General features: G+C 71.1%; 25 protein-coding genes. 9 read left to right on the forward strand and 16 right to left on the reverse strand.

All coding sequences use genetic code 11. The annotated features are described in order from the left end of the window. Positions 1–57 precede the first annotated feature (57 nt). Together AB0B50_RS12840 and AB0B50_RS12845 are read right to left on the reverse strand one after the other, a co-directional pair. On the reverse strand, positions 58–1038 hold the full coding sequence (locus AB0B50_RS12840; RefSeq protein ID WP_362329395.1) for a hypothetical protein: 981 nt from the start codon (positions 1036–1038) through the stop codon (positions 58–60). Between the two features lie 197 nt (positions 1039–1235). Beyond that, positions 1236–2216: a LysR family transcriptional regulator gene (locus AB0B50_RS12845; RefSeq protein ID WP_362329398.1), complete on the reverse strand. Its 981-nt coding sequence runs from the start codon at positions 2214–2216 to the stop codon at positions 1236–1238. Between the two features lie 220 nt (positions 2217–2436). On the opposite strand from AB0B50_RS12845, the gene snpA reads away from it, so the two are divergent. Then, positions 2437–3099, forward strand: a complete 663-nt coding sequence (gene snpA / locus AB0B50_RS12850; RefSeq protein WP_362329401.1) for a snapalysin — start codon at positions 2437–2439, stop codon at positions 3097–3099. A gap of 202 nt (positions 3100–3301) precedes the next feature. On the opposite strand, the gene AB0B50_RS12855 is transcribed toward snpA, so the two are convergent. The 5 genes from AB0B50_RS12855 to AB0B50_RS12875 form a co-directional block, all read right to left on the reverse strand. Continuing rightward, the gene (locus AB0B50_RS12855; RefSeq protein ID WP_362329404.1) at positions 3302–5281 is read right to left on the reverse strand and encodes an FUSC family protein; all 1980 of its coding nucleotides are present in this window, start codon (positions 5279–5281) and stop codon (positions 3302–3304) included. Positions 5282–5325: 44 nt separating this feature from the next. After that, positions 5326–6378, reverse strand: a complete 1053-nt coding sequence (locus AB0B50_RS12860; protein ID WP_362329407.1) for an endonuclease/exonuclease/phosphatase family protein — start codon at positions 6376–6378, stop codon at positions 5326–5328. Between the two features lie 45 nt (positions 6379–6423). Beyond that, the gene (locus tag AB0B50_RS12865) at positions 6424–7317 is read right to left on the reverse strand and encodes a hypothetical protein (protein WP_362329410.1); all 894 of its coding nucleotides are present in this window, start codon (positions 7315–7317) and stop codon (positions 6424–6426) included. 109 nt (positions 7318–7426) lie between these two features. After that, positions 7427–8275 (reverse strand): ABC transporter permease, encoded by an 849-nt coding sequence (locus AB0B50_RS12870; protein ID WP_362329413.1) that lies wholly within the window; start codon positions 8273–8275, stop codon positions 7427–7429. After that, on the reverse strand, positions 8272–9297 hold the full coding sequence (locus AB0B50_RS12875; protein WP_362329416.1) for an ATP-binding cassette domain-containing protein: 1026 nt from the start codon (positions 9295–9297) through the stop codon (positions 8272–8274). The genes AB0B50_RS12870 and AB0B50_RS12875 overlap by 4 nt, the downstream gene beginning before the upstream one ends. Positions 9298–9485: 188 nt before the next feature. Between AB0B50_RS12875 and AB0B50_RS12880 the strand changes: the two genes are divergently transcribed. Both AB0B50_RS12880 and AB0B50_RS12885 read left to right on the forward strand, forming a co-directional pair. Further along, positions 9486–9866 (forward strand): SH3 domain-containing protein, encoded by a 381-nt coding sequence (locus tag AB0B50_RS12880; RefSeq protein ID WP_362329419.1) that lies wholly within the window; start codon positions 9486–9488, stop codon positions 9864–9866. 30 nt (positions 9867–9896) lie between these two features. Continuing rightward, the gene (locus AB0B50_RS12885; RefSeq protein WP_362329422.1) at positions 9897–10274 is read left to right on the forward strand and encodes a hypothetical protein; all 378 of its coding nucleotides are present in this window, start codon (positions 9897–9899) and stop codon (positions 10272–10274) included. On the opposite strand, the gene AB0B50_RS12890 is transcribed toward AB0B50_RS12885, so the two are convergent. Further along, positions 10259–11692, reverse strand: coding sequence for an MFS transporter (locus tag AB0B50_RS12890; protein WP_362329425.1), 1434 nt, complete (start codon positions 11690–11692; stop codon positions 10259–10261). The genes AB0B50_RS12885 and AB0B50_RS12890 overlap by 16 nt on opposite strands. After that, positions 11692–12975 (reverse strand): SGNH/GDSL hydrolase family protein, encoded by a 1284-nt coding sequence (locus tag AB0B50_RS12895; protein WP_362329427.1) that lies wholly within the window; start codon positions 12973–12975, stop codon positions 11692–11694. The genes AB0B50_RS12890 and AB0B50_RS12895 overlap by 1 nt, the downstream gene beginning before the upstream one ends. Positions 12976–13130: 155 nt before the next feature. Here AB0B50_RS12895 and AB0B50_RS12900 point away from each other — a divergent pair, with 155 nt between their 5' ends. Further along, the gene (locus AB0B50_RS12900) at positions 13131–14039 is read left to right on the forward strand and encodes a LysR family transcriptional regulator (protein WP_362329430.1); all 909 of its coding nucleotides are present in this window, start codon (positions 13131–13133) and stop codon (positions 14037–14039) included. Positions 14040–14117: 78 nt separating this feature from the next. On the opposite strand, the gene AB0B50_RS12905 is transcribed toward AB0B50_RS12900, so the two are convergent. The 3 genes from AB0B50_RS12905 to AB0B50_RS12915 form a co-directional block, all read right to left on the reverse strand. Continuing rightward, the gene (locus AB0B50_RS12905; protein ID WP_362329433.1) at positions 14118–14660 is read right to left on the reverse strand and encodes a hypothetical protein; all 543 of its coding nucleotides are present in this window, start codon (positions 14658–14660) and stop codon (positions 14118–14120) included. Positions 14661–14787: 127 nt separating this feature from the next. Further along, positions 14788–15225, reverse strand: a complete 438-nt coding sequence (locus AB0B50_RS12910; RefSeq protein ID WP_362329436.1) for a hypothetical protein — start codon at positions 15223–15225, stop codon at positions 14788–14790. Positions 15226–15295: 70 nt separating this feature from the next. Continuing rightward, complete coding sequence (locus tag AB0B50_RS12915; RefSeq protein ID WP_362329438.1) at positions 15296–15745, reverse strand: ATP-binding protein; 450 nt, start codon at positions 15743–15745, stop codon at positions 15296–15298. A 92-nt stretch (positions 15746–15837) separates the two neighbouring features. Here AB0B50_RS12915 and AB0B50_RS12920 point away from each other — a divergent pair, with 92 nt between their 5' ends. The 3 genes from AB0B50_RS12920 to AB0B50_RS12930 all read left to right on the forward strand — a co-directional run bounded on the left by AB0B50_RS12920 (position 15838) and on the right by AB0B50_RS12930 (position 17453). Beyond that, positions 15838–16689, forward strand: coding sequence for a helix-turn-helix transcriptional regulator (locus AB0B50_RS12920; protein ID WP_362329441.1), 852 nt, complete (start codon positions 15838–15840; stop codon positions 16687–16689). Next, on the forward strand, positions 16649–16942 hold the full coding sequence (locus tag AB0B50_RS12925) for a DUF397 domain-containing protein (RefSeq protein ID WP_362329443.1): 294 nt from the start codon (positions 16649–16651) through the stop codon (positions 16940–16942). The genes AB0B50_RS12920 and AB0B50_RS12925 overlap by 41 nt, the downstream gene beginning before the upstream one ends. A 172-nt stretch (positions 16943–17114) precedes the next feature. Continuing rightward, positions 17115–17453, forward strand: coding sequence for a hypothetical protein (locus tag AB0B50_RS12930; protein ID WP_362329446.1), 339 nt, complete (start codon positions 17115–17117; stop codon positions 17451–17453). 146 nt (positions 17454–17599) lie between these two features. Here the strand turns inward: AB0B50_RS12930 and AB0B50_RS12935 are convergent, their stop codons facing one another. From AB0B50_RS12935 to AB0B50_RS12950, 4 genes are all read right to left on the reverse strand, one after another. After that, a complete protein-coding gene (locus tag AB0B50_RS12935) occupies positions 17600–18562 on the reverse strand; it encodes an SGNH/GDSL hydrolase family protein (protein WP_362329449.1) in 963 nt (320 codons plus the stop codon). Positions 18563–18647: 85 nt separating this feature from the next. Next, entirely contained in the window at positions 18648–19781 is a 1134-nt protein-coding gene (locus AB0B50_RS12940) for an abortive phage infection protein (RefSeq protein WP_362329451.1), read from the reverse strand. 170 nt (positions 19782–19951) lie between these two features. Then, the gene (locus tag AB0B50_RS12945; RefSeq protein WP_362329454.1) at positions 19952–20317 is read right to left on the reverse strand and encodes a PH domain-containing protein; all 366 of its coding nucleotides are present in this window, start codon (positions 20315–20317) and stop codon (positions 19952–19954) included. Positions 20318–20691: 374 nt separating this feature from the next. Continuing rightward, positions 20692–23853, reverse strand: coding sequence for a BTAD domain-containing putative transcriptional regulator (locus AB0B50_RS12950; RefSeq protein ID WP_362329456.1), 3162 nt, complete (start codon positions 23851–23853; stop codon positions 20692–20694). 181 nt (positions 23854–24034) lie between these two features. On the opposite strand from AB0B50_RS12950, the gene AB0B50_RS12955 reads away from it, so the two are divergent. Beyond that, the gene (locus AB0B50_RS12955; protein ID WP_362329459.1) at positions 24035–24517 is read left to right on the forward strand and encodes an SDR family NAD(P)-dependent oxidoreductase; all 483 of its coding nucleotides are present in this window, start codon (positions 24035–24037) and stop codon (positions 24515–24517) included. Between the two features lie 5 nt (positions 24518–24522). Then, entirely contained in the window at positions 24523–25761 is a 1239-nt protein-coding gene (locus AB0B50_RS12960; RefSeq protein ID WP_362329462.1) for an MFS transporter, read from the forward strand. Positions 25762–25815 lie beyond the last annotated feature (54 nt).

Genomic DNA, 25815 nt, shown 5'->3' on the forward strand with positions numbered 1-25815 from the left:
GGGCACCCCGCGGCTGCGGGGTGCCCCATTCACGTACGTACTGCTAGCGGTTCACGCTCAGTTGCTGTTCTGCTTGCGGCGGTAGATCGCGAAGCCGAGGCCGGCCGCGCCGACCGCCGCCATGCCGCTGCCCGCGGCGATCAGCGGGGTGTCGTCCGAGGAGCCCGCCCGGACGCCGTCGGCGCCCGCCTTGACGCCGCCCTTCGGGACGACCCGGTTGGAGTCGTTCTTGGTGTGGTGGTCGGTCTTCGGCTTGGTGCCGCCCTCGACCCAGGACTTGATGGTGCCGTCCGGGTTCAGGGTGACGTGCAGGCCGTTGTTCTGGCCCGAGGCGGACTTGCCGTTGGCGTCGAGGGTGTCCAGCTTGACGCCGTTGGCGATGATGTCGGCCTGGTAGTGGTTCGGGCCCAGCTTGTAGATCTTCGCGGTGGAGCCGTCGGCCAGCTTCGCGTCACGGACGAAGACACGCTTGTCGTCCGGCTTCGGCGGGGTCGGCTTGGACTTCATGGTGACGGTGCCGTCGGGCGTCAGCGTGAAGGTGTTGCCGTCGACGGTGGTGGTCGCGGCCTTCTCGTACGCGGTGAGGGAGCCCTTCGCGGCGCCGTTCAGGGAGAGCGTCGCCTTGGCGGTGCGGGCGGAGGCGTTGACGTCGACCTTCGCGGACCAGCCGTTGCCGAGGTTCGTGGTGCCCTTGGACTCCCAGCCGCCGGGGACCGGCTTGTCCTTGTCCTTGTCCTTGTCCGTCTCCCGGTCCTTGGACTTGTCCTGGTCCGTGCCGGTGTCCTTGTCCTTGGACTTGTCCTGGCCGGTCTCGTCCTTGTTGCCGGACTGGTCCTGGTCCTTGCCCGTCTGGTCCTGGCCGGTCTGGCCGGTCTGGTCCGTCTGGTCGTTCGTGCCGCTCCGGTCACCCGCGGCGACCTGCCCCTGCGGGGCCGACGGCGCGTCCGAGGCGAACGCTGCCGTGGTCGGGACGGCGAGGGCGGCGATGGCCCCGGTGGCGATGGCGGCGGTGCGGAAGGTACGGCGGGTGGCGCGCATGGCGGTGACTTCCCTCGTGGCTGTGGTCGAGCTGTGGTCGAACCGTTCGTGTCTGTGCCCCTTTGCGGTGGCGACAGATACGAAGCTACGGGCGCCATGTGTGCGTCATCCGTAGGAAATGTAACAAGCAGCCTCAGGGTGTGACCCAGTACCGTAAATCGGTCAAAATCGCAGGTCAGAGGCGGTTTTGCCGAAGGTCACCGGCTGGCGGGGACCAAGGTCCCGCCGGTGGTTCCGGTTCCGCGGGGATCGCCCGCCCGCAGCAGCCACTCCGTATAGGCGGGGGACTGTCCCGCCGCCTCCCAGTAGGAGGCCTCCAGCTCGCCGTAGACGGCGTTGATCTCGTCCTCCGTGCGCGCGGCCACCATCAGGCGTACGCCGAGGGGGTCGCCGAACAGGGGGCGTACGGCCATGTCGGGCCTGGCCCGTGAGGTCGGCTGGCAGAGGGTGACGACCTCGCCGGTGGCGACGAGGGACGCCGCGGTGAGGTAATCGCCGTGCAGGACACGGGGGTTGAGCCCGGCCGCGGTCAGTACGCGGCGCAGTCCGTCCCACTCGCCGTCGACGGTCGGGTCGACCATCCACCGGTCGTCGGCGAGGTCCGAGAGGCGTACGACCGGGCGGTCCGCCGCGGGGTGGTCCGCGGCGAGGGAGACGAACTGCGGCTCCCGGTCGACGAGCACCCGTCTTCGCAGGGCCTCCGGGAGGCGCAGCGGGCAGCCCTCCACCTCGTGCACGAAGGCGACGTCGAGCTGGCCGGCCGCGACCATGCGCAGCAGCGCGTTCGCGGAGACGTCCATCTGGAGCGATATCTCGGTGCCCGGCAGGCGCACGCGGAGCCTGCGCAGCCAGCCCGGTATGGCGCGGCTCGCGGTGGAGCCGATGCGCAGCTGCGGGCCCTCGGCGGCGCGGGCGGCGGCCGCCTTGGTCTCGCTGACCAGGGCCCGCATCTCCATGACGAGGGGGCGGGCGCGGCTCAGGACGACCCGGCCGAGCTGTGTCGGGCGGCAGCCGGTGCGCTCGCGGGCGAAGAGCTGGCCGCCGAGCGCGTTCTCGATGCGCCGCAGCTGGGTCGTCAACGAGGGCTGGCTCATGCCGAGTTGCCGGGCGGCCTTGTGCAGGCTGCCGGTGTCGGCGATGGCGCACAGCGCGCGGAGGTGCCTGACCTCGAGCTCCATGGTCGATGAGCGTAGAGGCGCTACGGCCGCCGCACCAGACGCCCAAACCCCATGAGAACCAGCCGTTCTGGGCAGGCCGGGACCGGGTGATAGCTCCGTGCTATCGCGAGTTGCCATCATCCCCACGCGTCCCGGGGTCCCCCACACTCACAGCCACCGAACCGTTCACCTTTCATCGACCGCCCCATCGGTCGTCGAACGAGTAGGGAGCCCCCCACACATGAACAAGCGTTACCTGTCTGTCGCGGCCGTCCTCGGTCTCACGGTCGCCGGTCTCGGCGCGACCTCGGCCACGGCATCGACCGCGACATCCACCTCCGGGTCTGCCACGGCCTCGTACGCCTCGTACCAGGGATCGGCAGCGGAGGCCAAGGCCAACAAGGCGTTCTTCGAGGCCGTCGTGAAGGCGGTCGCCGAGAAGCGTGCGGCCAACCCCGGCGCGAAGTCCGTGACCGTGACGTACGACGCGTCCGGTGCGCCCACCTTCGCCCAGCAGATAGCCAACTCGACGTCGATCTGGAACGCCGCGGTCTCCAACGTGAAGCTGCAGGCGGGTTCGTCGGGCGCCAGCTTCGAGTACCGCGAGGGCGATGACCCGCGTGGCTCGTACGCGTCCACGGACGGGCACGGCAACGGGTACATCTTCCTGGACTACGCCCAGAACCAGGAGTACGACTCGACGCGGGTCACCACCCACGAGACCGGGCACGTCCTCGGGCTGCCGGACACGTACGACGGTCCGTGCAGCCAGCTGATGTCGGGCGGTGGGCCCGGCCCGTCCTGCACGAACTCGCAGCCGGATTCCGCGGAGCGGGCGAAGGTGGATCAGCTGTGGGCCAACGGGTTGGCCAAGGCCCTGCACAAGGTCAACGCGGCGCGTTGAGGGCTGTGTTGTCGTAGCGGAGATTGAGGTTGTCGGGGAACTGCGGGCCGGTTGTGGCTGGTCGCGCAGTTCCCCGCGCCCCTTTCAGGGCGGCTGTCGCGCCCGCGCGGCGGAGCCGCAAATGTCACAGCCCCGCGCCCCTTTCAGGGCGGCTGTCGCGCCCGCGCGGCGGAGCCGCAAATGTCACAGACCCGCGCCCCTTTCAGGGGCGCGTTGCGATCGCCCTTGCCGCCGCCACCTCCTGGCGCAAGGGTTCGAGCACACTGCCCTCCGGGCTCACGGTGAACTCGCTGCGGACTTCCTCCAGTGTGTCCGAGGCGCGTAGGCCCTCCGCCAACTCCCTGAGTTCGCGGGCCACTTCGGCCACCTCGTCCGGCTTGGGGGCGTCCGCTCCGTGGCGGATACGGACCCTCGCCGCCGTCGTGGCGTCCAGGATGCGTTCGACGGCGACGACCAGCGGCCACCAGGCCGCGGCCCGCGTGCCCGTCGGCGGCGGCTCGGTCAGGGCCCGCTGGAACTCGGAGCGGATGACGGACAGGTCGCGGTAGAGGCGGCGGCGCATACGGGCGCGGGCGGCGGGTTCGTCCAGGGCGCCGAACGCGCGGTCCACGTACTCGGCGGTGTCCGCGACCGCGTCCGCGAGGCGGTCGCCGATCCGCGTGCCCCAGCTCTCCGGCCAGAGCAGATAGCCCGCGACGAGCGCGATTCCGCAGCCGATCAGGCTGTCGAGGAGGCGCGGCAGGACCAGCCCCAGGCCCTGGTGGTTCAGGATGTCGGAGAGCAGCAGGATCACCGGGGTGATCGCCGCCGTCTGATAGCCGTAGCCCCGCGTCGTGAGCGCCGGGATCAGCGGGGCGAGCAGCATCATCACCGGCACGTCCCACCACCCGTGCGGCACCTCCGCGAGGACGGCCGCCGCGAGGACCAGGCCCGCCGCCGTGCCGAGCGCACGCAGCACGGCGCGCGAGAAGACCGAGCCGAAGTCGGGCTTGAGGACGAACGTGACGGTGAGCGCCACCCAGTACGACCTGGGCACGTCGATCAGCGATACCAGGGCCTGGGCGATGCCGATGCAGAGCGCGAGCCGCAGGCCGTAGCGCCAGGAGGCCCCGGACAGGATGACGTTGCGCCCGGCGCGCCGTGCCCGCACCCGCAGCGCGGCGGGCCGCCCGAGGCGGTCGTCGACGTCCACGAAGGAGAGCGGGTCGGGATTCTCCAGGGTCTCCACGGCATGCCGTACCGCCTGGTCGAGGGCGCGCTCGGCGGTGCCGCGGGGCTCGGGGACGCCAGGGCCCGTACCCGGCAGCGCGGTGCCGCCGTGCTGCACGGCGTCGGCGATGCGACGCACCGCGTCCGGCACCGCAGAGGGCAGCACGCAGCCGGAGTGACGCACCGCCTGGTCGGCGGCGGGCGCGGCCTCGACGATCGGGGTGAGGGCGTTCAACTGGGCGATCAGCCGGACCAGTTCCGGACTGCGGCCGTGGTCGCGGGCCCGCCGGGCGAGGACCAGGTCGTACGACTGGTTCAGCGAGGTGGTCACGGCCGCGCGTGCCTCGTCGTACGTGTCCGTGCCCGCCGCCTCCAGGAGCGCGGCCACGGAGCGATAGGTGCCGGCGACCGCGGCGCGCTCGGGGACGCCGGAGCGCAGCGGCCAGGCGAGCAGGGCGAGGAGCAGGACGAGGAGGCCGCCGCCGGTCATCAGGACCGGGGCGAGCCACCACTGGCCCGGCATGGGCAGGCCCGCGCCGACCACGCAGTTCAGCAGGAGAAGCAGACCGGACACGGAGGCGACGGCACCGATCGTCGACATCATCCCGGAGACGAGCGCGACGAAGGTGACCGCGCCGACGGCGACCCAGCCGTGCCCGAAGACGAGCGAGCCGAGGGTGACGCCGAGGGCGCCGAAGAGCTGCGGCACGGCGATGTTGAGGATCCGCATGCGGTAGGCGTCGGCGGTGTCGCCGATGACTCCGGAGAGCGCGCCCATGGAGGCGAGCGCGCCGTACGCGGGCTGTCCCGCGAGGATGCCGACGGCCAGGGGCAGCGCCATCGCGACGGAGGCGCGGGCCACCGCCGCCCAGGGGATGGGCGCGGACTGCGGTTTGAGGGACCTGACCAGCCAGTCGGGTGGGGCGAGCGGTCTCCGGGAGACCGGACGGGCGGGGCGGGGCTCACGGGGCATGCGCCCATTATCGGCGCTTTATGTGACTTGCTCTGGCCGGAGGATCAACGCCCTGTTTCCTTTTTGTGCACGGTTTTGTGTACGGCTTTGTGCACGGTCTTATGCAAGGTGAGCGTGACGACGAGGGCCCGGTGGTCCGTGTCGCCGATCTCCAGGAAGCGGGCGTCGCGGGCGGAGAAGTCCGGCGTGGCGAGGACGTGGTCGATCTGCGCGCCGAGCGGCGAGGGCACGGCGGTGGGCCAGCTGGGCGAGCGGGACGACCCGTCGAGGCGGGCGGCGTCGCGCAGCCCCGCGTCCAGGATCGAGCGGAAGGCGGCGTGGTCCTGGGTGGCGTTGAAGTCCCCGGCGATGATGGTCGACTTTCCGTCCCCCGCGGCGGCGTAGTCCCGAATGTCCCCGAGCTCCGAGCGCCACAGGCCGACTCCGCGGGGCACCGGCGGCATCGGATGCGCGAGTTGCACCCGTACCGGATGCCCCTTCACGTCGGCGACGGCTCCCGGCATCCCGAGGGTGGCCTCGATGCCGTCCGCGCTCTTCAGGGGGACGTTGGCAAGGATGACGGAACCCTCGGCGCCGGACGCGTCGACGGCCTCGCGGTAGGGGTAGTCGGCGCGGGGCAGCTCCTTGCGCAGGGTCTGCGCGCACCCGAAGTCGCACTCCTCGACGAACAGGAGGTCGGGCTTCTCCTTGCGGACGGCCTTGACCAGCCCGTCCGTGCCGCGCCCGAATTCGACGTTCGAGGTCATCACGCGCAGGTCGGCGAAGGCGGGCCCGTCGGCCTGGTCGGTCTTGCCGTACGGCTCCATGTACCAGGCCACGAGCCCGAGCACGGCCACGCCCCACACCATGCCGATCCGCCACCGGCCGAGCAGGGCCAGCAGCAGTCCCGCTCCGGCGGGGGCCAGCAGCCAGGGCAGGAAGGCGAGGATCTGCGGTACGGGGGTGACGCCGTCGGCGTCGGCGATGCGGAAGCCGAGCACGGTGCTGACCGCCGCGAGGATCAGGGCGGCGGCCCAGGCCGCCGCCCTGCTGCCGCGCCGCCGGTCGCCCTGGTCGGCCTCGCGCTCGGCGTCGCGGGTGAGCGTCGTGCTGTCCAAGGCGTGGGCCTCTCGTCGGCGGGGTCCGGCTTCCCGAATCCTCTCTCAGAGACGGGGCTCGGCCGACGACGGTTGCTCGCTTGTTCGGCCGCGGGCCGGTGGGGGCTTGTCGCGCAGTTCCCCGCGCCCCCTGTGGAGGCGCGGCAGGAGCCAGGCCAGGAGTGCCGCCGACAGGCCTGCCCCCACAACCACCCACCCCGCCGTCCGCAAGGTCGCGGTCAAGGCGTCGTACACAGCCCCTGCCGCGTCCTGCGACACATCCGACGGCAGATCTCCGAGGGTGACGGAGCGCCCGATCGCGACGGCGATCAGCAGTGCCCCGGCGCCCAGCGCCGCCCCGAGGGCCGTCCAGAAGACGGCCCGGCGGCGGCGAGGGGCGAGCCACAGGCCCGCCGCCGCGAGGACCACCGCCGCGACCGGCAGCCAGACGCCCGCCACCTGGAGCGAGTGGAAGCCGTTGCGCAGCCGGCCGAGGTCCTTGGACTCCATGACCGTGATCTCGGTGTGCTTCACGGGCATCTTGGAGGCGAACGGCACCCCGTCGTCGACCAGTTGCTGCTTGATCTGCTCCGTGATGGGCGCGAGGTCGATGGTGACCTCACCGTTGGAGCCGTCGTTCAGGGCCCGCTGCACGGCGTCGTGCGCCGCGCGGTTCGCGGCGTTCCAGGCCGTCTTGAACGCCGAGGTCTCGGTGAACGACTGCACGGCATCGCGTACGAAGGTCTCGACGGTGCCCTGCAGCGGCCCCACGTCGATCTCCTTCATCACGGAGTCGGTCACCGCGTCCGCCACGGCGGTCTGCACCGCGGAGTCGGAGGCGAGCGGCGCCATCGTGGCGACGTAGTTGTCGGTGTCCCCGATCTCGTACTTCGCCCAGGTGGACAGCGCGCCGAGCGGGACGAGCAGGCAGGCGAGAAGGAGCAGGACGACGGACAGCACACCACGAACATTTTTCGGCACGCCTCCCAGGCAAGGCCCCGGTCACGCGGGGCGCGACCGGGGCGACTGCATATGGGGCAAGCGAGGGGTGCGTGCGGGGCAATTCCCGCTACTTGCGGTTGTACAGACGCATCGTCACCGGGCCGAACACCGCCACCAGCAGCAGGGCCCAGCCGAACGTCCACATCAGGGAGCTCGTCGCCGACGAACCCTCCATCAGGGCGCGGACCGCCGATGCCACGTGCGTGACCGGGTTGTTGTTCACGAAGGCCTGGAGCCAGCCCGGCATCGTCTCCGGCTTGACGAAGATGTCGCTCAGGAAGGTCAGTGGGAACAGCACCATCATGCTGACGCCCATCACCGACTTCTCCGTGCGCAGGAGCAGGCCGAACATCGTCCAGACCCAGGAGAACGCGAAGGCGAAGACGAGCAGGACCAGGATGCCGGTTACGACTCCGAGGAAGCCGCCGTGCGGGCGGAAGCCCATGATCAGGCCCACCGTCAGCATGACGACCGAGGCGATGGCGTAGCGCAGGGCGTCGCCCAGGAGGTAGCCGACCATCGTGGAGGGGCGCCAGATCGGCAGGGTGCGGAAGCGGTCGAAGACGCCCTTCTCGATGTCCGTGTTGACCGAGACCCCCGTGTACATGGTGATCATGACGACCGACATCACCAGGATGCCGGGGAGCAGGTACTGGATGTACTCCCGCGGGGAGCCCGCCAGCGCTCCTCCGAAGAGGTACGTGTACATCAGCACCATCATGATCGGGAACGCCGTCACGTCGAAGAGCTGCTCCGGCACGTGCTTGATCTTGAGGATGGCCCGCCAGCCGAAGGTGAGGCAGGCGGAGAGCGCGGTGGGCCTCTGCGGGCGCTCCGTGGCGATGAGGAGTTCGGCGAGGGACTCGGTCCTGACCGGCGCGAGGTCCTGCGTCTCGGTGGTGGCTGCGGTACTCATGCCGTGGCCTCCTTCTGTAGGTCGGCCGCCTGCGGGCCGCTCTCGGGGGTCTGATGGGCGGCGTCCGTGCCGGTGAGGGCCAAGAAGACCTCGTCCAGACTGGGCTGCCCCAGCGCGAAGTTGTCGACGGTGATCCCCGCGCGGGCCAGCTCGGCGAGCGCCCGCGAGGCCTGCTCGGCCGCGCCGCTGCCGTTCCGCTCGCCCTGCGCGGCGACGCGGGCCGTCAGGGCCACCGGGTCCGGCTCCAGCTGGACCTGTGCGTCGAGCACCGCGCCGAGCAGCCGGGCGGCCTCCTCGCGGTGAGCGGCCTCCCGCAGCCGCACATGTACGGAGCCCGCGCCGACCGACGCCTTCAGCTCGCCCTTGGTGCCCTCGGCGATGACCTTGCCCCGGTCGATGACCGCGATGCGCGCCGCCAACTGGTCTGCCTCGTCGAGGTATTGGGTGGTCAGCAGCACCGTCGTGCCGTGCCCGACGACCGCCCGCACGATGTCCCACACCTGGTTGCGGCTGCGCGGGTCCAGGCCCGTCGTCGGCTCGTCGAGGAACAGCAGGTCGGGGGTGTTCAGGATCGACGCCGCGATGTCGATGCGGCGCCGCATGCCGCCCGAGTAGTTCTTCACCTGCCGCGCCGCCGCCTCCGTCAGCCCGAAGGCCTCCAGGAGCTGCGTGGCGCGGGCCCGCGCCGCCTTCTTCTGGTGGCCGGTGAGGCGGGCCAGCAGGATCAGGTTCTCCATGCCGGTCAGGTCCTCGTCGACCGACGCGTACTGCCCGGTCAGGCTGACCCTGCCGCGTACGGCATCGGCCTCGCGCACCACGTCGTGCCCGAAGACGTGCGCCTCGCCGCCGTCCGGCCGCAGCAGCGTGGCCAGCATCTTGACCGCGGTGGTCTTGCCCGCGCCGTTCGGCCCGAGCACGCCGTAGACCGTGCCGGCCGGGACGATGAGGTCGATGCCGTCGACCGCGCGGTTGTCGCCGAAGGTCTTCACCAGACCCGCGGTCTCGATGGCGATGTTGCTCATGTCCGTCCGCCCTCTCGGAAGGAGTCGCTTCGCGGGGGGAAGCGCGCCATGAAGGATCGAAGGTTTCTCGTCATGAGGGCAGACCGGGCCCGCCCCGGAAACTCATCGCTGTTCCCAGTCTGAGCCCGGCTCCGGTGGAGCGGTCGGCCGAACGGGTGTTTCCTGTACGTGGGGAGAGGAGGTCGATCATGCGTATCGTCCCGACCCTCGGAGCCGCGGCGGCCGCTGCCTTGCTGACCTGCGGTTTCGCCGCCCCGGCTACGGCCGCGACCGTCACGGACAACGACGGCGGAGTCATCTGGGGCACCGTCGTCTCCGGCCCCGACCTGAACGTCAGGGACCAGCCGAACACCTCGTCGGCCATCGTCGCGAAGCTGCCGTACGGCAGTCAGGACCGCGTCGAATGCGCCACGTGGGGCACCTCCGTCCACGGCAATCCGTACTGGTACTGGCTCGGCGGCGTCCGCGGCTGGGTGAGCGCGGCCTACGTCGACACCGGAGGCCGCCACGTGCAGAGCTGCTCCTCCGAGGACCCCTGCCCGCAGTGGCGGGACGCCCATCACCACTGAGTCTCCACGGCCTCTACGGAAGGAACCGTCATGGCACACGCCTCACCGGCCGCGACCGGCCCGCGGACCGCGTCCGCCCACTGGGCGGGTCCCGTGCTCCTGGGCCTCGTCTACGGCATCTGGGCCGCCGGCATCCGGCGCGACGCGGGACCGATCACCACCGGCAACGTCCTGTTCGGCGTCGTCACGGGAGCGATCGTCGCCGCCGTGTTCTTCGCCCTGCGCCGGGTGGCACACAGGCTGCCCCGCGAACTGCGCGCCCTGTCGTGGACGGCGTTCGCGGGGGTGTCGTTCGGGTTCCTCTACAGCCTGACCGGTGCCACCGTGCTGCGGTCGGTGGGGATGTCGCTGGTGGTGGCCGCCGGTGTGTTCGTGGCGACCTTCTACCGGTACTACACGACGGAGTGAGTACGCGTACGCCGACCGAGCGCACGCCACGCGAGCAGTGAACCGGCAAGCACCAGCGCGGAGTTGACGAGGACCGCCGTGCCGACTCCGGAGAGCACGGAGGCCGGACCGGTGCCTTTGCCCATCCGGGCCGCCGCCACCGCGCTCATCACCGGGATGCCCAGCGTGATGCCCACCTGCTGGGTCATCGTGGCGAGCCCGGTGGCAAGGCCCTGCTCGGAGTCCGGAAGCCCGGACGTCGCCGTCACCATGAAGCCCACGATCAGGAGCATGTTGCCGACGCCCCCGACGAAGGTGGCCGCGAGCAGCAGGGAGATCCAGCCGCCCGAGGTGCCGAGCGCCACCAGGGACAGGGTGGCGACCGCCTGCACCACGCCCCCGCCCAGGATCGTGGCGCGGCTGCCGAACCGGCTCACCGCGCGCCCGCCCAGCGTCCCGCCGGCGACGGTGCCGATGCCGAGAACTCCGAAGGCGAGCCCGGTGGCGAGCGCCGAGTAGCCGAGGACCTCCTGGAGGTAGAGCGTCAGGAGGAAGACCAGCGAGGTCTCCGTGGCGAAGGCGATCAGGCCCGCCGTGTTGCCCCAGACGACCGTGCGGCGCCGCATGATGCGTACGGGTACCAGGGGCGCCGCCGAGCGCTGCTCGACGAACCAGAAGGCGACGAGCAGGGCGGTTCCGACGGTCAGCGCGCTGAGCGCGAGAGGCTCGCTCCAGCCGTGCTCGCCCGCCCGCGTCAGGCCGTACACGAGGGCGAGGAGGCCGCCCGTGACCGTCACCGCGCCGGGCACGTCCAGGCGGTGCCTGCACACCAGCCGGGAGTCGGTGAGCAGGGACGGGGCGAGGGCGACGACGGCCGCGGCGACCGGCACGTTGATGAAGAACGCCCAGCGCCAGGAGAGCAGTTCGGTCAGGAGGCCGCCGAGGATCGCCCCGGTGGTGAAGCCCGCCGACATCAGCGCGCCGTTGAGCCCGAGCGCCCGGTCCCGCAGCGGACCTTCGCGGAAGGCGGTGGTGAGCAGGGCGAGCCCGGCGGGGGTGACCGCGGCGGTCGCCAGGCCCTGCAACACCCGTGCGGTGAGCAGGACTTCGGGTCCGGTGGCGAGACCGCCCAGCGCGGAGGAGAGCCCGAGGAGAGCCATGCCCCCGATGAAGATCCGCTTGCGGCCGAAGAGATCGGCGATGCGCCCGAAGAGGAGCGTGAAGCCGGCCGCGGCGAGCGCGAAGGCGGTGGCGATCCACTGGAGGTGGGCGAGGGGGAAGCCGAGGCCTTCGCCGACCACGGGGAGTGCGACGTTCAGGATGGAGAAGTCCACGGCGATCATGAACTGGGAGCCGAGGAGCAGGGTCAGGACGAGCTTCTGCCGGGAGCTCATGCGGATGCCGGTCACCTGGCCGGCGGGGGCTTCGAGGGTGCTCATCACAGGACCCCCAGGTCCACCGCGCGGGCCATGGCCCGGTAACCGGCGTCGTTCGGGTGCAGGTGGTCGCCGCTGTCGTACGCGGGGGCGATCCGCTCCGGGTCCTTCGGGTCGGCGAGGGCCTTGTCGAAGTCCACGTACGCGTCGTATTCGCCAGAGGTGCGGACCCAACGGTTGAACTCGTTGCTTACGGCGGCCGCGTGCGGGCCGTAGTGGTCGGAGCCGCCGAGGGGCAGCAGGGTGGCGCCGACGACCTTCATTCCATCGGCGCGGGCCGCGCGGATCAACTTCCGGTGGCCGTCGATGAGTTCGGTCGCGCTGACGACGGGGGCGGGCTTGTAGGTGGGCTTGTCGGTCTCGCTGAAGCCGATGTCGTTGAGGCCTTCGAGTACGACGACGGTGCCGACGCCGGGCAGATCGAGGGCGTCGCGCTCGAACCGGTGGGAGCTCTTCTCCCCGTACCAGGCCGAGTCGTTGAGGACCATGTTGCCGCCGATGCCGGAGTTGAGGACGGGGCGCTGGTCGCCGGACTTGGCGAGGCGCTCGGCGAGGGCGTCGGACCAGCGGCGGTTGAGGTCGGTGGAGGAGGCGAAGCCGTCGGTGATGGAGTCGCCGAAGAGGACGATGCCGTCGCGACGCTTCTGGGGGCGGCCGTCGCCGACGTCCACGCCGGAGAGGTAGTACCAGGACTCGGTCGAATCCCCGAAGGCCCGCCCTCCGGTGTCGGCGGTGTGGTTCCCCTTCGCCCGGTAGCTGGTGGCGAAGGACTGGGCGTGGAAGGTGGCGGGCCCGGTGGTTCCCGAGAGATGGAGGGTGACGGTCACGGACTCGAAGGCGGCCAGCTCCAAGTCGGCCGCATCACTGGAGAGTTGGCCGCGTGCCGGGATCGTGACGGATGGCTTCCCTCCGAAGGTGAGCCGTCTGACCGAGCCCTTCTCCACCGACGCCCCCTTCTTCGTACGGGCGATGGTGGCGGAGGCGATCTTGAGGGGGGAGGTTCCGTAGGCGTTGGAGAGCCGGATACGGGCGTGCTTGCCGCCCTCGGTGACGCGGACGACCTGGCGCAGGGTCTGGCCGTCGAACCCGGCTTCGGACCAGTTGGGCCTGAAGCCGGTGCTGGGCCGCTGCGGGGAGGCGGCCCAGGCGGCGCTCCAGCCCGCCCCCTCCCTCTTCTCATGACGCTCGGGGGAGGCCTGGGCGCCGGTCACGGCAAGCCCGGCGGTGAGGGCGAGGGCGGCGGAGGTGGCGGTGGCGAGGAGGGGCTTGCGGGCACGCGAAATCATCGGAGGCTCCGTGGGGTTGAGAGGTCGGGTGTCCGGTCCGGCGGGTCGCCGTCCTGACTCCTCCAAGATCCGCCGAACGCGATGGCCCATCAATGGCGAACCGTGAAACGATCGCCGCGCTCAGGCTTATCGATGCAGGTCACAGGGGGTATGTGGTGGAACGGCAGGAGCTGGAGACCTTCCTGACGCTGGCCGAGGAACTGCACTTCGGCCGCACGGCGGAGCGGCTCGTGCTGTCGCAGGCGCGGGTCAGCCAGACGGTGAAGAAGCTGGAGCGCAAGATCGGGGCGCCGCTGTTCGAGCGGACCAGCAGGGTGGTGCGGATGTCACCGCTGGGCCGTCAGCTGTACGAGGATCTGGCGCCGCTGAGCCGGGAGATGGACGCGGCGGTGGCGCGGGCGAAGTCCGCGGCACGGGGTGTGGACGGGGAGCTGGACGTGGGCTTCCTGGGGTCGGGCGCGGGCACGCTCACGGCGCCGATCCTGAGGCTGTTCCGGGAGCGGTGCCCAGGGGTGGAGGTGCGCATGAGGGAGACGCAGTTCCATGACCCGCTGGGCGCACTGCGCGGCGGTGAGGTGGACCTGCTCTTCACCTGCCTGCCGGTGGCGGAGCCGGACCTGACGGTGGGCCCGGTGGTGATCAATGAGCCCCGGGCCCTGGCGGTCCCCCTGGGCCACCCACTCGCAGGCCGGACATCGGTCTCGCTGGAGGAGCTGGCGGGGGAGACGTTCTTCGGGGTGGTGAACGGGGCCCCGGCGTACTGGTGGGACTTCCACGTCCCGCCCCGTACGCCCTCCGGCCGGGAGATCAGGCGGGGCCAGGCGGTGGCGTCCTTCCAGGAGCTGATGACGCTGGTGGGGACGGGGCAGGGGATCTCGCCGGTGGTGGCGTCGGTGGAGAAGTACTACGCGCGTCCTGACGTGACGTTCGTTCCGCTGCGGGACGTGGAGCCTGCGGAGGTGGCTCTGATCCACCGGACGGCGGGAGTCACGGCGCGCACGGAGGCGTTCGTCAGGGCGGTAAGGGATGCCGTGGCGGCGAACGGCGGACCGGCTCCGTTCTGAGCAACCGCAACCGCAACCGCCGGTGTCGGCGTCACGAACGCGACGCCGACACCGGCGGAGGCGGAGGCGACTGGTACCTCAGTCCATGGAGGCGATGAGGGCGTCGACGGAGTCCGCGGAGTCCGCGGAGTCCATGGAGTCGATGAGGGCGTCGACAGAGTCCGTGGCGTCCGTGGCGTCCGTGGAGTCGGTGGCGTCCGTGGAGTCGGTGGCGTCCGTGGACCCCACCGACTCGTCCTCGGGCACCGTGTGCGGGCACGCGGTCACGATCTTGCCCGCGGCGGCGACCAGCTGGTTGGCCTGCGCCGGCTTGAGCTTGCCGCCGAGTTTCGCCAGATCCTCCATCACCTTCGGCTGGCCGTAGGTCTCGGCCATCGAGAGCTCGTCGATGGCGTCGTCGATGTCCTGGTTGATGGTGTCCTGGGTCTCGCTGTCCACGCCCGCGGCGAAGTTCGGAAAGGAATCACGCAGGGATTCCAGGGCCTTCTGGCAGTCCTCGACGCTCGCCGCGGAGGCCGGTCGTGCCGCCGCCGTGGGCATGGCGGAGGCCGTGGCCGTAGCGGTACCGGACACGATGGCGACGGTCGCCAGCATGGCCAGAGAGCGGGTGATGCTTCGCATGGGGAGTCCTTCCTGGGCCCGGCGATATTACGTTGGGTGCACAGCACGTAACCATATGTAATGCCCCCTAGCGACTTGACTCGCTTGTCGCCGCGCCCGTCGTCGCCCGCGTGCACCCAGTGGGGGCTCACCCCGCCCGCGAGCCGTCGGGGCGGTCGTTGCACAGCGCCCAGATCACGAAGACGCCGATCGCGATCGAGATGAGCGCCCAGATCGGCGTGTACGGCAGCCACAGGAACTGCGCGACGATCGCGATCGAGGCCAGCGCGACGCCCGCCGCCTTGCCCCAGTCGGCGCCCTTCAGGATTCCGTAGCCCGTGATGGCCACGAGGATGCCGAGGGCCAGGTGGATCCATCCCCACGTGGTGAGGTTGAACTTGTAGACGTAGTCGCCGATCCGTTCGTAGACGTCGTCCTTGGCGATGCCCGCGATGCCTTCGAGGATTCCGAGGACGCCGTTCACCAGCATCAGGACGCCGGCGAACATGGTGCCGCCCGCGGCCCAGGCGCCGCGGCTCCCGCTGTCGTCACGCGTCGGTTCATTGGGCGCAGTCGCGCTGCTCATGGCCACCCCTTGTTTCTTTACGGTGAGGGATTCACAGCGTGTGACGGCCCCTCGGGTGCGGCGACCGGGCCTAGTCCGAATGGGTGGGGGTGGCGGGCCCCGGCCCCTTGGCGTCGCACTCGAACCAGGCCGTCTTGCCGCGGCCGTCCCGCAGCGGGGCGAAGCCGAAGCGGTCGGTGACGGCGGCGACGATGAGCAACCCGCGCCCGCCCTCGGCCAGTTCCCCTGCCGCGCTCCCCGTCGGCAGCCGGGGGCATCGGTCGCCGACCTCCACCCGCAGGCCCTGCGGGCGGCGCAGGATGAGGAGTTCGCAGCGCCGGTCCGGTACGTGGCGCACGACGTTCGTGACGAGCTCGGTCAGGGCCAGCTCGGCGCAGTCCCCGAGCTCCTCCATGCCCCAACTGCCCAGATACGTACGGAGAATGAACCGCAGATGCCGGGCCGAGTGCTCACCAAGGGTGAGGCTCAGGCGGCACATCCCTCGAATGGGCAGCGGGGGATGGGGAGTTACGTGATTCATGTCACCAGAGTGGATTCGGCCGATTACGCTGGGCTACGACATGAACCGCACGCCGCCAGGCGTTGCGTTGGTTCTTTGGGGGGGGGCCGCACATGGTCAACGTCCGCGACCTCGACCCCAGCGCGTCTCCGCTGGACTACTACGGCTCGGAACTGCGGCGCCTGCGGGAGGCCGCGGGCCTGAAGCAGGGGCAGTTGGGCGGCTGCATCTTCGTGACGGCGTCCTTGATCGGCCAGATCGAGACGGCGAAGAAGGTGCCGACGAGGGATTTCTCCGAGCGGGTGGATGCGGCGCTGGGGACGGATGGGTTCTTTTCGCGGTTGGTGGGGCTGGTGTTGCGGAGCCAGTTGCCTACGTGGTTTCAGGCGTACGCGGAGTTGGAGGCCAGGGCGTCATACATCTCCGCGTTCCAGGCCCAGTTGGTCTACGGACTTCTTCAGACTGAGGAGTACGCACGTGCCGTACTGGGCGTCAGGACTTACGACAACCTCGATGCCCGCACGGCCGCACGGATGGAGCGGCAGCGGATCCTGGAGCGGGACAATCCACCGCTGATGTGGGTGGTGCTCAGTGAGGCGGTGCTGCACCAGGAGATCGGTGGACGAGAGGTCATGCGTAACCAACTCGCGCACCTGTTGGACCTGCCGAAACGGCAGGACTGGGTGCGGGTGCAAGTGCTTCCATTCAATGCGGGTGCGCATGCCGGGCTGCCAGGTACTTTCACGCTCCTGCGCTTCGATGACGACCCGGATCTCGTCTACACGGAGGACTTCGTCCAAGGGCACATGACGGCCAACCAGCAAGCGCTCAAGGAGGGTTCGCTCCGATACGATCATTTGCGAGCCGCCGCGCTCTCCGTGGAGTCCTCGGCGGTGCTGATCGCCCAGGTCATGGAGGAGCGTTATGGGGACCAGCCAGAAGTTGACGGGCGTCGCGTGGCGTAAGTCGTCGTACAGCTCGGATACCGGCGGCGAGTGCATTGAATGCGCCCCCCTCGACGGAGCAACGTGGCGTAAGTCGACGCGAAGCGGAAGCGGTGGCGGCGACTGCATCGAGATCGCCCAAGCCCAGTGCAACGGAAACGGAACCGTCGCCATACGCGACAGCAAGAACCCCGAAGGCCCCGTCTTCACCCTCACCCAGGCCGCCTTCACCCGCTTCGTCCAGGCGGCAGCCACCGGCTCGCTAGGTCGCTGACCTGCACTGAGCCGTTGGGGTGGTTGTCAAATCTGACAGGGAATCAGGGTTTCCGGCAGGCCGCGCGCCCCGTTAGCCGGGGGACAGCGGAAGCCCCGGGCGCACAGCAAGGCGTCCGGGCGGCGCGACGGTCGTGGCCGTGTACAGGCTCCCTGTCAGAGAGGGAAGTGAAGTGAAGTACACGAAGGCCGCCGCGGTCGTTACCGGTTCCGTGATGGCCCTGGGCGTGGCCTCCCCCGCCTTCGCCGACGACGTCGACAACGCCCCGTCGGCGAAGGCCCAGGGTGAAGTCCTGGTCGACAGCAGTACGGTCTCGAAGAACGACGTCAAGAACCCGCTCAAGGACTTCGACGTCAAGGTGATCACCGACGCCACGAGCAAGCTGGCCGACAAGCTGGCCACCAAGAACGACCTGGCCTCGAAGACGAACGCCCTGGCGGGCGCCTCGACCCGTGCCGTCGACGGCGCCCCGGGCTCGGGTCTGATCGGCGGCATGCCGATCGGCGGCTGATCTCCACCCGCCGCCTCTGCCGCTTACTGGAGCGGCAGTGCGCACAGCATCCCGCTGGAGGCCCCGCGCCGGATGGATCCGCGCGGGGCCTCCAGCTGCCCGCACCTCGTCCCGACCCGCACCTCGCCCCGGCCCGCTCCGTCGGCCTAGCGCGCTTCGGCGACCGCCTGGGTGATCGCCGCCGCCATCCGCCGGATGCCCGGTGAACGCACCGGGCAAGGCCGGGACTTGGCCGTGGTCGGGGCAAGGCAAAAGTGCAGGTAGTCCTTGCTGCGATGGAGGGCGGTGCGGCCGCTGGCCGGCTCCGTGCAGTACTCCGGGTGCTTCGTCTCGTACGCCGTGCACGGCAGCTTCTCGACCCACGTGTAGCGGCCGGACTGCGGTGCGACGGCGCGCCCCGCGTCGGCGACCATCCCGCCGGAGGCCTTGGCCTGCGCCTCGTAGATCTCGTTCACGCGCCGCACGCGGTCGGGCGTGATGGGATCGGGCCCTTGCAGCACCCACACGACGCGCGGCGCGTCCGCCCCGCCCGCGGCCCTGATCTGCGAGGCCAACTCCCGTGCGTCGGCGGCGTACCGGTCGAAGTACTTCTCCCGCTGTTTGTCGTACGTGATGCCGTCCATGCACGGCGTGTAGCCCCACGCGTTGCCCCAGAACTGCAGCACCACATAGTCGGGGCGCTGCTCGCGCACCAGGGTGGCGGCCTTGTCCCTGTCGGGGACGAGGGAGTCCTTGCCGGTGCCGGTGAGGTAGTCGCAGAGGGTGGTGCCGGAGTAGGGCGCGCTGCGATAACGGGCGCCGAGGGAGGCCCGCATCTGCGCGCCGAGGACGTTCTGGTTCTCCATGGCGAGGGAGTCCCCCAGGTACAGGACCGTGGGGGACTTGGACTTCGCTCGGGGGTCGGCGGCGGCGCGCTGCCGGGTGGTGGAGGTCGGCGCAGGGTCCTTCTTCCGGTCGGGGGACGGGGAGGACGACGGGGCGTCCGCGTCCCGCCCGGCCTCCGGAACCGCCGCCGGAGGCGCGCTTCCCTCGCCTCCGGACCCCGGGTCCCCGCACCCGCCGAGCACCAGCACAGCAGCCAACGCCCCCGCGCTCCACAGCTTCCGCATGCGGCAACTCCCGCCCCAGACAGCCGAAATGGCCACCAGGCAAGCACACGGGGGATGGCGGCGGAAGGCATCCGCGTGCCAAGAATCAGCGGCGGGCGGCCCGTTCGAAGTGGCGGGCCAGGGCTTCGAAGGACTGCTTCGGCTCCCAGTGCCAGGGTGACTCCGGGTCGCCGGGCCGCTGCCGGATCGTCTTGGTGAGGCTGTAGCTGGCGATGTCGAGGTCGTGGACCGGGTCGTCGGGGAGGTGGGGCATCTCGGGGGAGCAGAAGTCGTAGACCAGGGCGCCGTGCAGGTTCATCGACTCGAAGACGTCGAAGACCTCCAGGAGATAGGCGGCCTGCGCGCGCTCACTGCGCTTGAGCCCGGGGGCGATCTCCGGCGGCTCCTTGGTGTAGTCGACGGCTTCGTGCCAGCCCATGCCGCCGTCCTGCGGAGCGCCTTCGTAGGTGCAGGACCCGCACTCGGTGATCGCGACGGGCTTGCCCCAACACTGGTACGGGGCAAGCTCCTTGACGTAGGCGGCTTTGTCCTTGTGGTACGCGTAATAGTTGACGCCGACGATGTCGAAGAGGGACCAGTCGACCTCGTCCTCGTGCGCGGCGCCGTAGGTGAGGGGCCCGTGGAAGACGGAGCGGCCGGTCCTGGCCGCGCGCCCGATGAAGTCCCGCAGCCGCAGGGCCATTTTCTGCGGGTCGTAGTTGCCCTTGAGCATGTTCTCGACCCGCTCCACGGCGTTGTCGCCGGGCACGATTCCAGGGACGTACAGCACGAACTCGCACCCCACGCCGAGGTGCACCTTCGCGCCCTGCCGCCGCAGCCGCTCGGCGTGCCGACCGGTCTCGGCGAGGTGGTCGAGGATGTCCCGCTTCGGTACGTCGCCCAGACGCGGCTGCAGCCACACGTGCAGTCCGCGCTCGGCGGCCTCGGACGCGGTGGCGGAGAGCCGCTCGACTCCGTCTCCGAAGACGGAGACGGAGTTGGCGTGCAGCCGGTGGCGGAGGGCCCGCATGTCGTGCCGCATCCGCTCGGCGTTCCACGCGGTGGCGGCGGACTCCCCGTCTCCGACCTCGTAACAGACCCCGCGATAGGTCAGCCCCCGCCGGACCCCCGTCCCTGCGGCGGCCGACCCCGCGGTGGTCGGCCCGCCGACGGCGGCCGCAACCCCCACGGCGCCGGCCCCCGCGAGGAATCGGGCTCTGCTGATGCCTTCGTGCCGCATGCTGTCTCCCGTCGTCGGACTGGGCTTCAGCATGGGAGGGGAAGGGGCGGCGGGTCTTCGGTCTTTGGTCCAGGGCGCGGCGACGGAGGTGGCAACGGCATTGCGCACAAGCCGACTTAGGACCTACGCCTCAGTAGCACAGCACTCCGTCGCCGTCGCTTTCGCCAGGGCTATCGCGCGACGAACTGGGTGAGGATCGCCTGCACCTCGTAGATGTTCACGCCCTTGGTGAACGTCTTCTGCAGCGGCGTCGGGTTGCTGGAGATCCAGATCTTCAGTTCCGCGTCCAGGTCGAAGTGGCCCGCGGTCTCCACGGCGAAGTGGGTGATGCTGCGGTAGGGGATCGAGTGGTACTCGACCTTCTTGCCGGTGATGCCCTGCTTGTCGACCATGATCAGCCGACGGTCGGTGAACAGCATGGTGTCGCGTATCAGGGTGTACGCGGCGTGCACCTGCTCGCCGTGGCCGAGCAGGCGGGCGTACTCGTTCTGCGCCTTGCCCGGGTCGACGGTGTGTGCGTTGCCGAACAGTGCCATGTGCGTGGCCTCCCCCATGGAGATTCCGAATTCCTGTACGAACCCTAACCGGGTGCCGGCCGGGCCTGGGCCTCGTGGACGCGAAGGCGCCGGTGGAGCCCCGAAGCAGGCCCGGGGCGCGCCTCGTTCGCGAAGGGGGTCACGCCTTCAGGGAGACGCCGAACTCCGCTTCGACGACCTTGAACAGGACGTCCCAGGTCTTCCACGCGGTGTTGGTCTGGAGGGAGACGGTGTGGGCGCCGTCGGCGGTGCCCACCGTGTGGAACAGGCACCCCCAGTAGCTGCCGCCGACGCCGCGCAGGGCGCAGGGCCGCGCCCCTTCAGGAGTGCGGGACCCTGCGCGACAAGCCCCCGCCAACCCGCGCCCGAATCGCTTACGGCAAGTTCTCGGGAGGCAGGGCCGAGCCCTTCGTGAACGCCTCCGTGAACCCCGCCTCGCCCAACGCGGTCCTTGCCGAGGCAGTGATTCTGTCGACGTCCATGCGCTCGGCTCGTGGCAGCGGAGCCCCCACGCTTCGGCGGGCCGCGTCCGCCGCGCCCAGCAGCAGGGCCGCCTCCTCTGCCTCCCCGGACAACGCCGCCACCCCTGCCAGCCCTTCCAGGGCCAGGGCCAGCGCCCGCGGCTCCGCCAAGGACTTGGCCAGCTCAAGAGCGCGTACGTGATGGGACCTCGCCCCTTCCACGTCACCCCGCAACTCCGCCAGGAAGCCCAGCTCCGCCTGGAGCAGATGGTCACCCGTCGGTGAGGAGACCTCGGCATGGCGGTCGCGGATACGCAGGAGATACCTCTCCGCCGACTCCAGGTCACCCGCCCGCCGTGCCCCCAGCGCGAGGCCCATGTCCGAGTGGATCTCCCCGTACCTGTAGCCCTGCTCCACCGCCAACTCGCGTGCCTGTGTGTGGAGTTCGTCGGCCCTGTCCCACTCGCGCGTGAGCAGGGCCAGCCTTCCGAGCCCGGAGAGCCGTGCCGAGACCTCCGCCGCGAGCCCGAGCTCCCGGGCGATGCGGAGTCCTTCCTCCTGGCGGCGCACGGCCTCTGCGTACTCCCCCTTGATCTCCGCGAGCACGGCAAGCGGCGTGACGGTCTGCAACTCTCCCCAGCCGTCGCCCAGTTCACGGAACAGCTCCGCCCCGCGCCGCCCGTCCCGCCCGATCGTGTCGAGATCCCCCCGGATCAACGCGTGCATGGCCCGCAATGACAGCGCGGCCGCGACAGACCACCGATCGCCGGTTTCCTCGGCGAGGGCGAGGGCTTGTGAGTTCACCTCTTCGCTGGCGACAGGCTCCCCACAGCTGAACAGCGCGTACGCATACATCCAGAGGAAACGCGCCCCTTCAGGGGTGCGGGGAACTGCGCGAGCAACCGCAACGAACCCGCAGTCGTCAGCCGACCGCTCCCCCGTCAGCAACCCGAACGCATCCCGCAACAAACGAAGCTCCCCCGCCCCCGGCGAAGCCTCCTGCACCGCGGACAGCTCACGTCGCCCCTCCGCCAACCGCCCCCGCAGCAACCACCACCAGACCAAGGCGGAGCCGAGCCGCACGCCTTCGTCCGCCCCCCGGCCGAACGCCGACGCCGCCCGGAAGTTGGACGACTCCGCATCCAGCCGACGGAGCCAGTCCCGCTGCTCGCCCCCGCGAAGGAACGGCTCCGCACGCTCGGCCAGGGCCACGTAGTACCGCAGGTGACGTTCCTGGACGCCGCTGAGATCCTCCAACTCCCGCAGGCGTTCCCTCGCGTACGCCGCCACGGACTCAAGGAGGCGATACCGCGGCGCGACCCCCGCGGTCCCCGGCACCATGACGACCAGGGAACGTTCGACGAGGCGCGTCACCAGGTCGAGGACCTCCTCGCGGGCCACGCCGTCCCCCGCGCACACCTCCTCCGCCGCCTCCAGCGTGCAGCCGTCACGGTGCACGGCGAGTCGCCGCAGCACGATCCGCTCCGGCGCGCTGAGCAGCTCCCAGCTCCAGTCGATGACGGCCCGCAGGGTCTGCTGCCGGGCGGGGGCGCCGCGCCGCCCGGAGGTCAGCAGCCGGAATCGGTCGCCGAGCCGATCGGCCAACTCCCGTACCCCCAGGGCCCGTACACGCGTTGCGGCGAGTTCGAGGGCGAGCGGGATGCCGTCGAGGCGGCGGCAGATCTCCGCGACGGCCTCGGCGTCCGCCTCGCCGCCGAAACCGGGGGCCGCGGCGGCGGCGCGGGCGGTGAAGAGGCTGACCGCGTCATCGGGCCGCAGGGGCTCCACCACGAACACGGCCTCGCCCGTGAGGCAGAGCGGCTCCTGGCTGGTGGCGAGGACGCGTACGCCGGGCGCGGCACGCAGCAGGGTCTCCGCGAGCTCGGCGGCTTCGGCGACGACCTGCTCGCAGTTGTCGAGAACCAGCAGCGTGCGGCGGTCCCGCAGGGCGGCGGCGAGGCGGTCGGCGGGGGAGGACGGGGCGAGGCCGGGTACGCCCGCGGGCAGGTCGTCACGGAGCCCGAGGGCGGTGGAAACGGCCTGGGCGAGATCGTCGACCGTGCTCCCGCCCCGCTGCCCGGCGAACTCGACGAGCCGGACACCGTCGGGGAAGGAAGAGGCTTCCGCGGCCGCCTCCAAAGCGAGCCGCGTCTTGCCCACACCGCCGGGCCCCGTCAGCGTCACGAGCCGTGCGGAGACCAGGAGTCGACCGACCTCGGCCACGGCCGCCGCACGCCCGACGAGCGGGGTGAGCTGGGCGGGCAGATTGGTACGGGGGCCCGGTGTTCCGTCAGGGGCTGGAGCGGCAGGGGGAGACGGAGGCAGGGAGGACTCCGACAACTCCGGGTCCTGGCGGAGTATCGCCTCGTGCAGCGCCGTCAGCTCCGGGCCCGGGTCCAGACCCAACTCCTCCGCCAGCCGTTCTCGCAGCGCCCCGTACGAAGCGAGCGCCTCGCTCTGGCGGCCCGCCAGGTACAGCGCACGCAGCTGTACCGCCCGCAGGCGTTCCCGCAGGGGGTGCTGGGCCACCAGGCCCGCCAACTCGCCGGTCAGCAGCGTGTGGTCCCCCGCGGCGAGCCTCGCCTCGGCCCGTTCCTCAAGGACCGCGAGCCGTTGCTCGGCCAGGCGGCCGGCAGCAGTGCGTACGAACTCCTCGTCCGCGAAGTCCGCGTACGCGGGGCCCCGCCACAGATCCAGGGCCGTCGTCAGGAGGTCGGCACGGCGTCGCGGGTCCGCCTCGCGCCGCGCCTCCTCCACCAGAGCGCGGAAGCGGTCCGCGTCCACCTCGTCCCCGGCCGCCACGTCCACCCGCAGCCGGTAGCCCGGCGCCTGGTGCACCACGCGGTCGCGGCCCAGGGCGCGGCGCAGCTGGGAGACCTTGGACTGCAGGGCGTTGGCCGGATTGCCCGGAGGGGCCTCGCCCCAGAGGTCGTCGACGAGCCGGTCGGCGGAGACCGGCTTCCCCTCGTGCACCAGAAGGTCGGCGAGCAACGCCCTGACCTTCGCCTCGGGAACCTTGACGGACTCCCCCTCGCCGTCCCACACCGCCAGTGGACCGAGCACCCCGAACCGCATGCGGATCACCGTACACACCGGCCCGCGCAGGCCTCCCCGCAGACCGGCAGCGGGGCCACCTGCGGGGCCACCTGCGGGGCCATCAGCAGACCATCAGCGGTCCCGAAGCCCTCGCCCGCACAGTCGTCCCTGTCAGCAGCCGCACCACACACGGCGGACGCCGGAAGCAGGGGAGGGCCCGATGCCCAAGTACGCAGGCAGGAAAGCCGTGGTCGTCGGCGGCGCCACCGGCCTCGGCCTCGCCATCGCCAAGCGGCTGGTCGAGGGCGGCGCCGAGGTCCTGGTGACCGGAGGCCCCGGTGCCGACCTCGACGAGGCCGCCGTCGAGGTCGGCTCCCGCGCCCACGTCGTCGGCTCCGACCCGAAGGACCCCGCGGCCGTCGCCGCGCTGGCCCCCGCCGTCCGCGAGCGGCTCGGCGGCATCGACCTCCTCTTCGTCCACGCGGACTGCGGTCTGCCCGCACCGCCCGCGCCCGCCCTGCTCGGCCTCCTGCGCGATGACGGCTCGGTCGTCCTCACCGCCTCGTCCGCCGACCCGGCCGTCAACTCCCTTGCCCCGCTGGTCCGATGTCGCGCCTCCCCCGACGAGACCGCCCGCACCGCACTCCGCCTGGCCGCGGACATCCCCCGTACACAGCCCCGTACACGTACCGAAAGGATCTGACCGGCATGCGCACCGCAGAAGCCACCGAGACCACGGCAGCACACCGCACCGGGAACGGGAAGGCGGCAGCGAACGAGGGCGAGCCGCAGAAGCTTCCCCTTCTCGCCCTCCTCGCCCTCGCCACCGCCGTCTTCATCACCAGCCTCACCGAGACCCTGCCCGCGGGCCTGCTCCCCGCGATGAGCGCCGACCTGGGCGTCAGTGAATCCGCGACCGGCCAGACGGTCACCATCTACGCCATCGGCACCGCCCTCACCGCCATACCGCTCACCGCGGCCACCTCCGGGTGGCGCCGCAAGCGACTGCTCCTCGCGGCGATGGCGGGCTTCGCCGCCGCCAACACCGTCACGGCGGTCTCCGCCGACTACCCGGTCACCATGGTGGCCCGCTTCGTCGCCGGTGTCGCCGCGGGCCTCGCCTGGGCGCTCCTCGCCGGCTACGCCCGCCGCATGGCCCCCGCCCACCTCCAGGGCAAGGCCATCGCCATCGCCATGGCGGGCATCCCCGTCGCGCTGTCGCTCGGCGTCCCCGCGGGCACGTTCCTCGGCAAGGTGCTCAGCTGGCAGATCGCGTTCCTGATCATGACCGGCCTCACGGTGGGACTGCTGGCCTGGATCGCCGCGCTCGTCCCCGACCACCCCGGCCGGCCGCGCGGTGAGAAGATCCCCGTCCTGAGCACCCTGCGCGTACCCGGTGTGAGCCCGGTCCTCTTCGTGACCCTGGTCTTCGTCCTCGCGCACACGGTCCTCTACACGTACATCGCCACCTTCCTCGACGAGCTCGGCATGGGCGGCTCCACGGATCTCGTCCTGCTCGTCTTCGGTGCCGCCTCCCTCGCCGGCATCTGGATCGTGGGCGCCCTGATCCACCGCAGGCTGCGCGCCCTGACCCTGGCGAGCGTGCTCCTGGTGGGCGCGGCGGCGGCCGTCCTCGCCCTGTTCTCCGACAGCCCCGCGCCGGTCTACGCGGCCGTGACCCTGTGGGGCCTTGGCTGGGGCGGTGCGCCGACCCTCCTGCAGACCGCCGCGGGCGAGGCGGGCGGCGACGCGGCGGACGCGGCCCAGGCGATGCTCGTGACCCTGTGGAACGTGGCCATGGCGGGCGGCGGCGTCTTCGGCGGCATCCTCCTCGGCCTGGTCGGCTCCTCGTCCTTCCCGTGGACGATCCTGCTGCTCCTGATCCCGGTGCTGCTGGTGGTGGCCGCGGCCCGCAGGCACGGCTTCCCGGCACGAAGCCGCGTCTGAGAAAATCCCCTTCCGTGCGAAGAGGGCCTGCCGAAGGCTCGTACGAAGAAGGGG

The organism is Streptomyces sp. NPDC041068 (assembly GCF_040647455.1).
Taxonomy (GTDB): domain Bacteria; phylum Actinomycetota; class Actinomycetes; order Streptomycetales; family Streptomycetaceae; genus Streptomyces.

Coding starts and splice junctions, on each gene's coding strand:
- AB0B50_RS12840 (WP_362329395.1), bottom strand. CDS start 1,038: ATGCGCGCCACCCGCCGTACCTTCCGCACCGCCGCCATCGCCACCGGG.
- AB0B50_RS12845 (WP_362329398.1), bottom strand. CDS start 2,216: ATGGAGCTCGAGGTCAGGCACCTCCGCGCGCTGTGCGCCATCGCCGAC.
- snpA (WP_362329401.1), top strand. CDS start 2,437: ATGAACAAGCGTTACCTGTCTGTCGCGGCCGTCCTCGGTCTCACGGTC.
- AB0B50_RS12855 (WP_362329404.1), bottom strand. CDS start 5,281: ATGCCCCGTGAGCCCCGCCCCGCCCGTCCGGTCTCCCGGAGACCGCTC.
- AB0B50_RS12870 (WP_362329413.1), bottom strand. CDS start 8,275: ATGAGTACCGCAGCCACCACCGAGACGCAGGACCTCGCGCCGGTCAGG.
- AB0B50_RS12875 (WP_362329416.1), bottom strand. CDS start 9,297: ATGAGCAACATCGCCATCGAGACCGCGGGTCTGGTGAAGACCTTCGGC.
- AB0B50_RS12880 (WP_362329419.1), top strand. CDS start 9,486: ATGCGTATCGTCCCGACCCTCGGAGCCGCGGCGGCCGCTGCCTTGCTG.
- AB0B50_RS12885 (WP_362329422.1), top strand. CDS start 9,897: ATGGCACACGCCTCACCGGCCGCGACCGGCCCGCGGACCGCGTCCGCC.
- AB0B50_RS12890 (WP_362329425.1), bottom strand. CDS start 11,692: ATGAGCACCCTCGAAGCCCCCGCCGGCCAGGTGACCGGCATCCGCATG.
- AB0B50_RS12895 (WP_362329427.1), bottom strand. CDS start 12,975: ATGATTTCGCGTGCCCGCAAGCCCCTCCTCGCCACCGCCACCTCCGCC.
- AB0B50_RS12905 (WP_362329433.1), bottom strand. CDS start 14,660: ATGCGAAGCATCACCCGCTCTCTGGCCATGCTGGCGACCGTCGCCATC.
- AB0B50_RS12910 (WP_362329436.1), bottom strand. CDS start 15,225: ATGAGCAGCGCGACTGCGCCCAATGAACCGACGCGTGACGACAGCGGG.
- AB0B50_RS12915 (WP_362329438.1), bottom strand. CDS start 15,745: ATGAATCACGTAACTCCCCATCCCCCGCTGCCCATTCGAGGGATGTGC.
- AB0B50_RS12920 (WP_362329441.1), top strand. CDS start 15,838: ATGGTCAACGTCCGCGACCTCGACCCCAGCGCGTCTCCGCTGGACTAC.
- AB0B50_RS12925 (WP_362329443.1), top strand. CDS start 16,649: ATGGGGACCAGCCAGAAGTTGACGGGCGTCGCGTGGCGTAAGTCGTCG.
- AB0B50_RS12935 (WP_362329449.1), bottom strand. CDS start 18,562: ATGCGGAAGCTGTGGAGCGCGGGGGCGTTGGCTGCTGTGCTGGTGCTC.
- AB0B50_RS12940 (WP_362329451.1), bottom strand. CDS start 19,781: ATGCGGCACGAAGGCATCAGCAGAGCCCGATTCCTCGCGGGGGCCGGC.
- AB0B50_RS12945 (WP_362329454.1), bottom strand. CDS start 20,317: ATGGCACTGTTCGGCAACGCACACACCGTCGACCCGGGCAAGGCGCAG.
- AB0B50_RS12950 (WP_362329456.1), bottom strand. CDS start 23,853: ATGCGGTTCGGGGTGCTCGGTCCACTGGCGGTGTGGGACGGCGAGGGG.
- AB0B50_RS12955 (WP_362329459.1), top strand. CDS start 24,035: ATGCCCAAGTACGCAGGCAGGAAAGCCGTGGTCGTCGGCGGCGCCACC.
- AB0B50_RS12960 (WP_362329462.1), top strand. CDS start 24,523: ATGCGCACCGCAGAAGCCACCGAGACCACGGCAGCACACCGCACCGGG.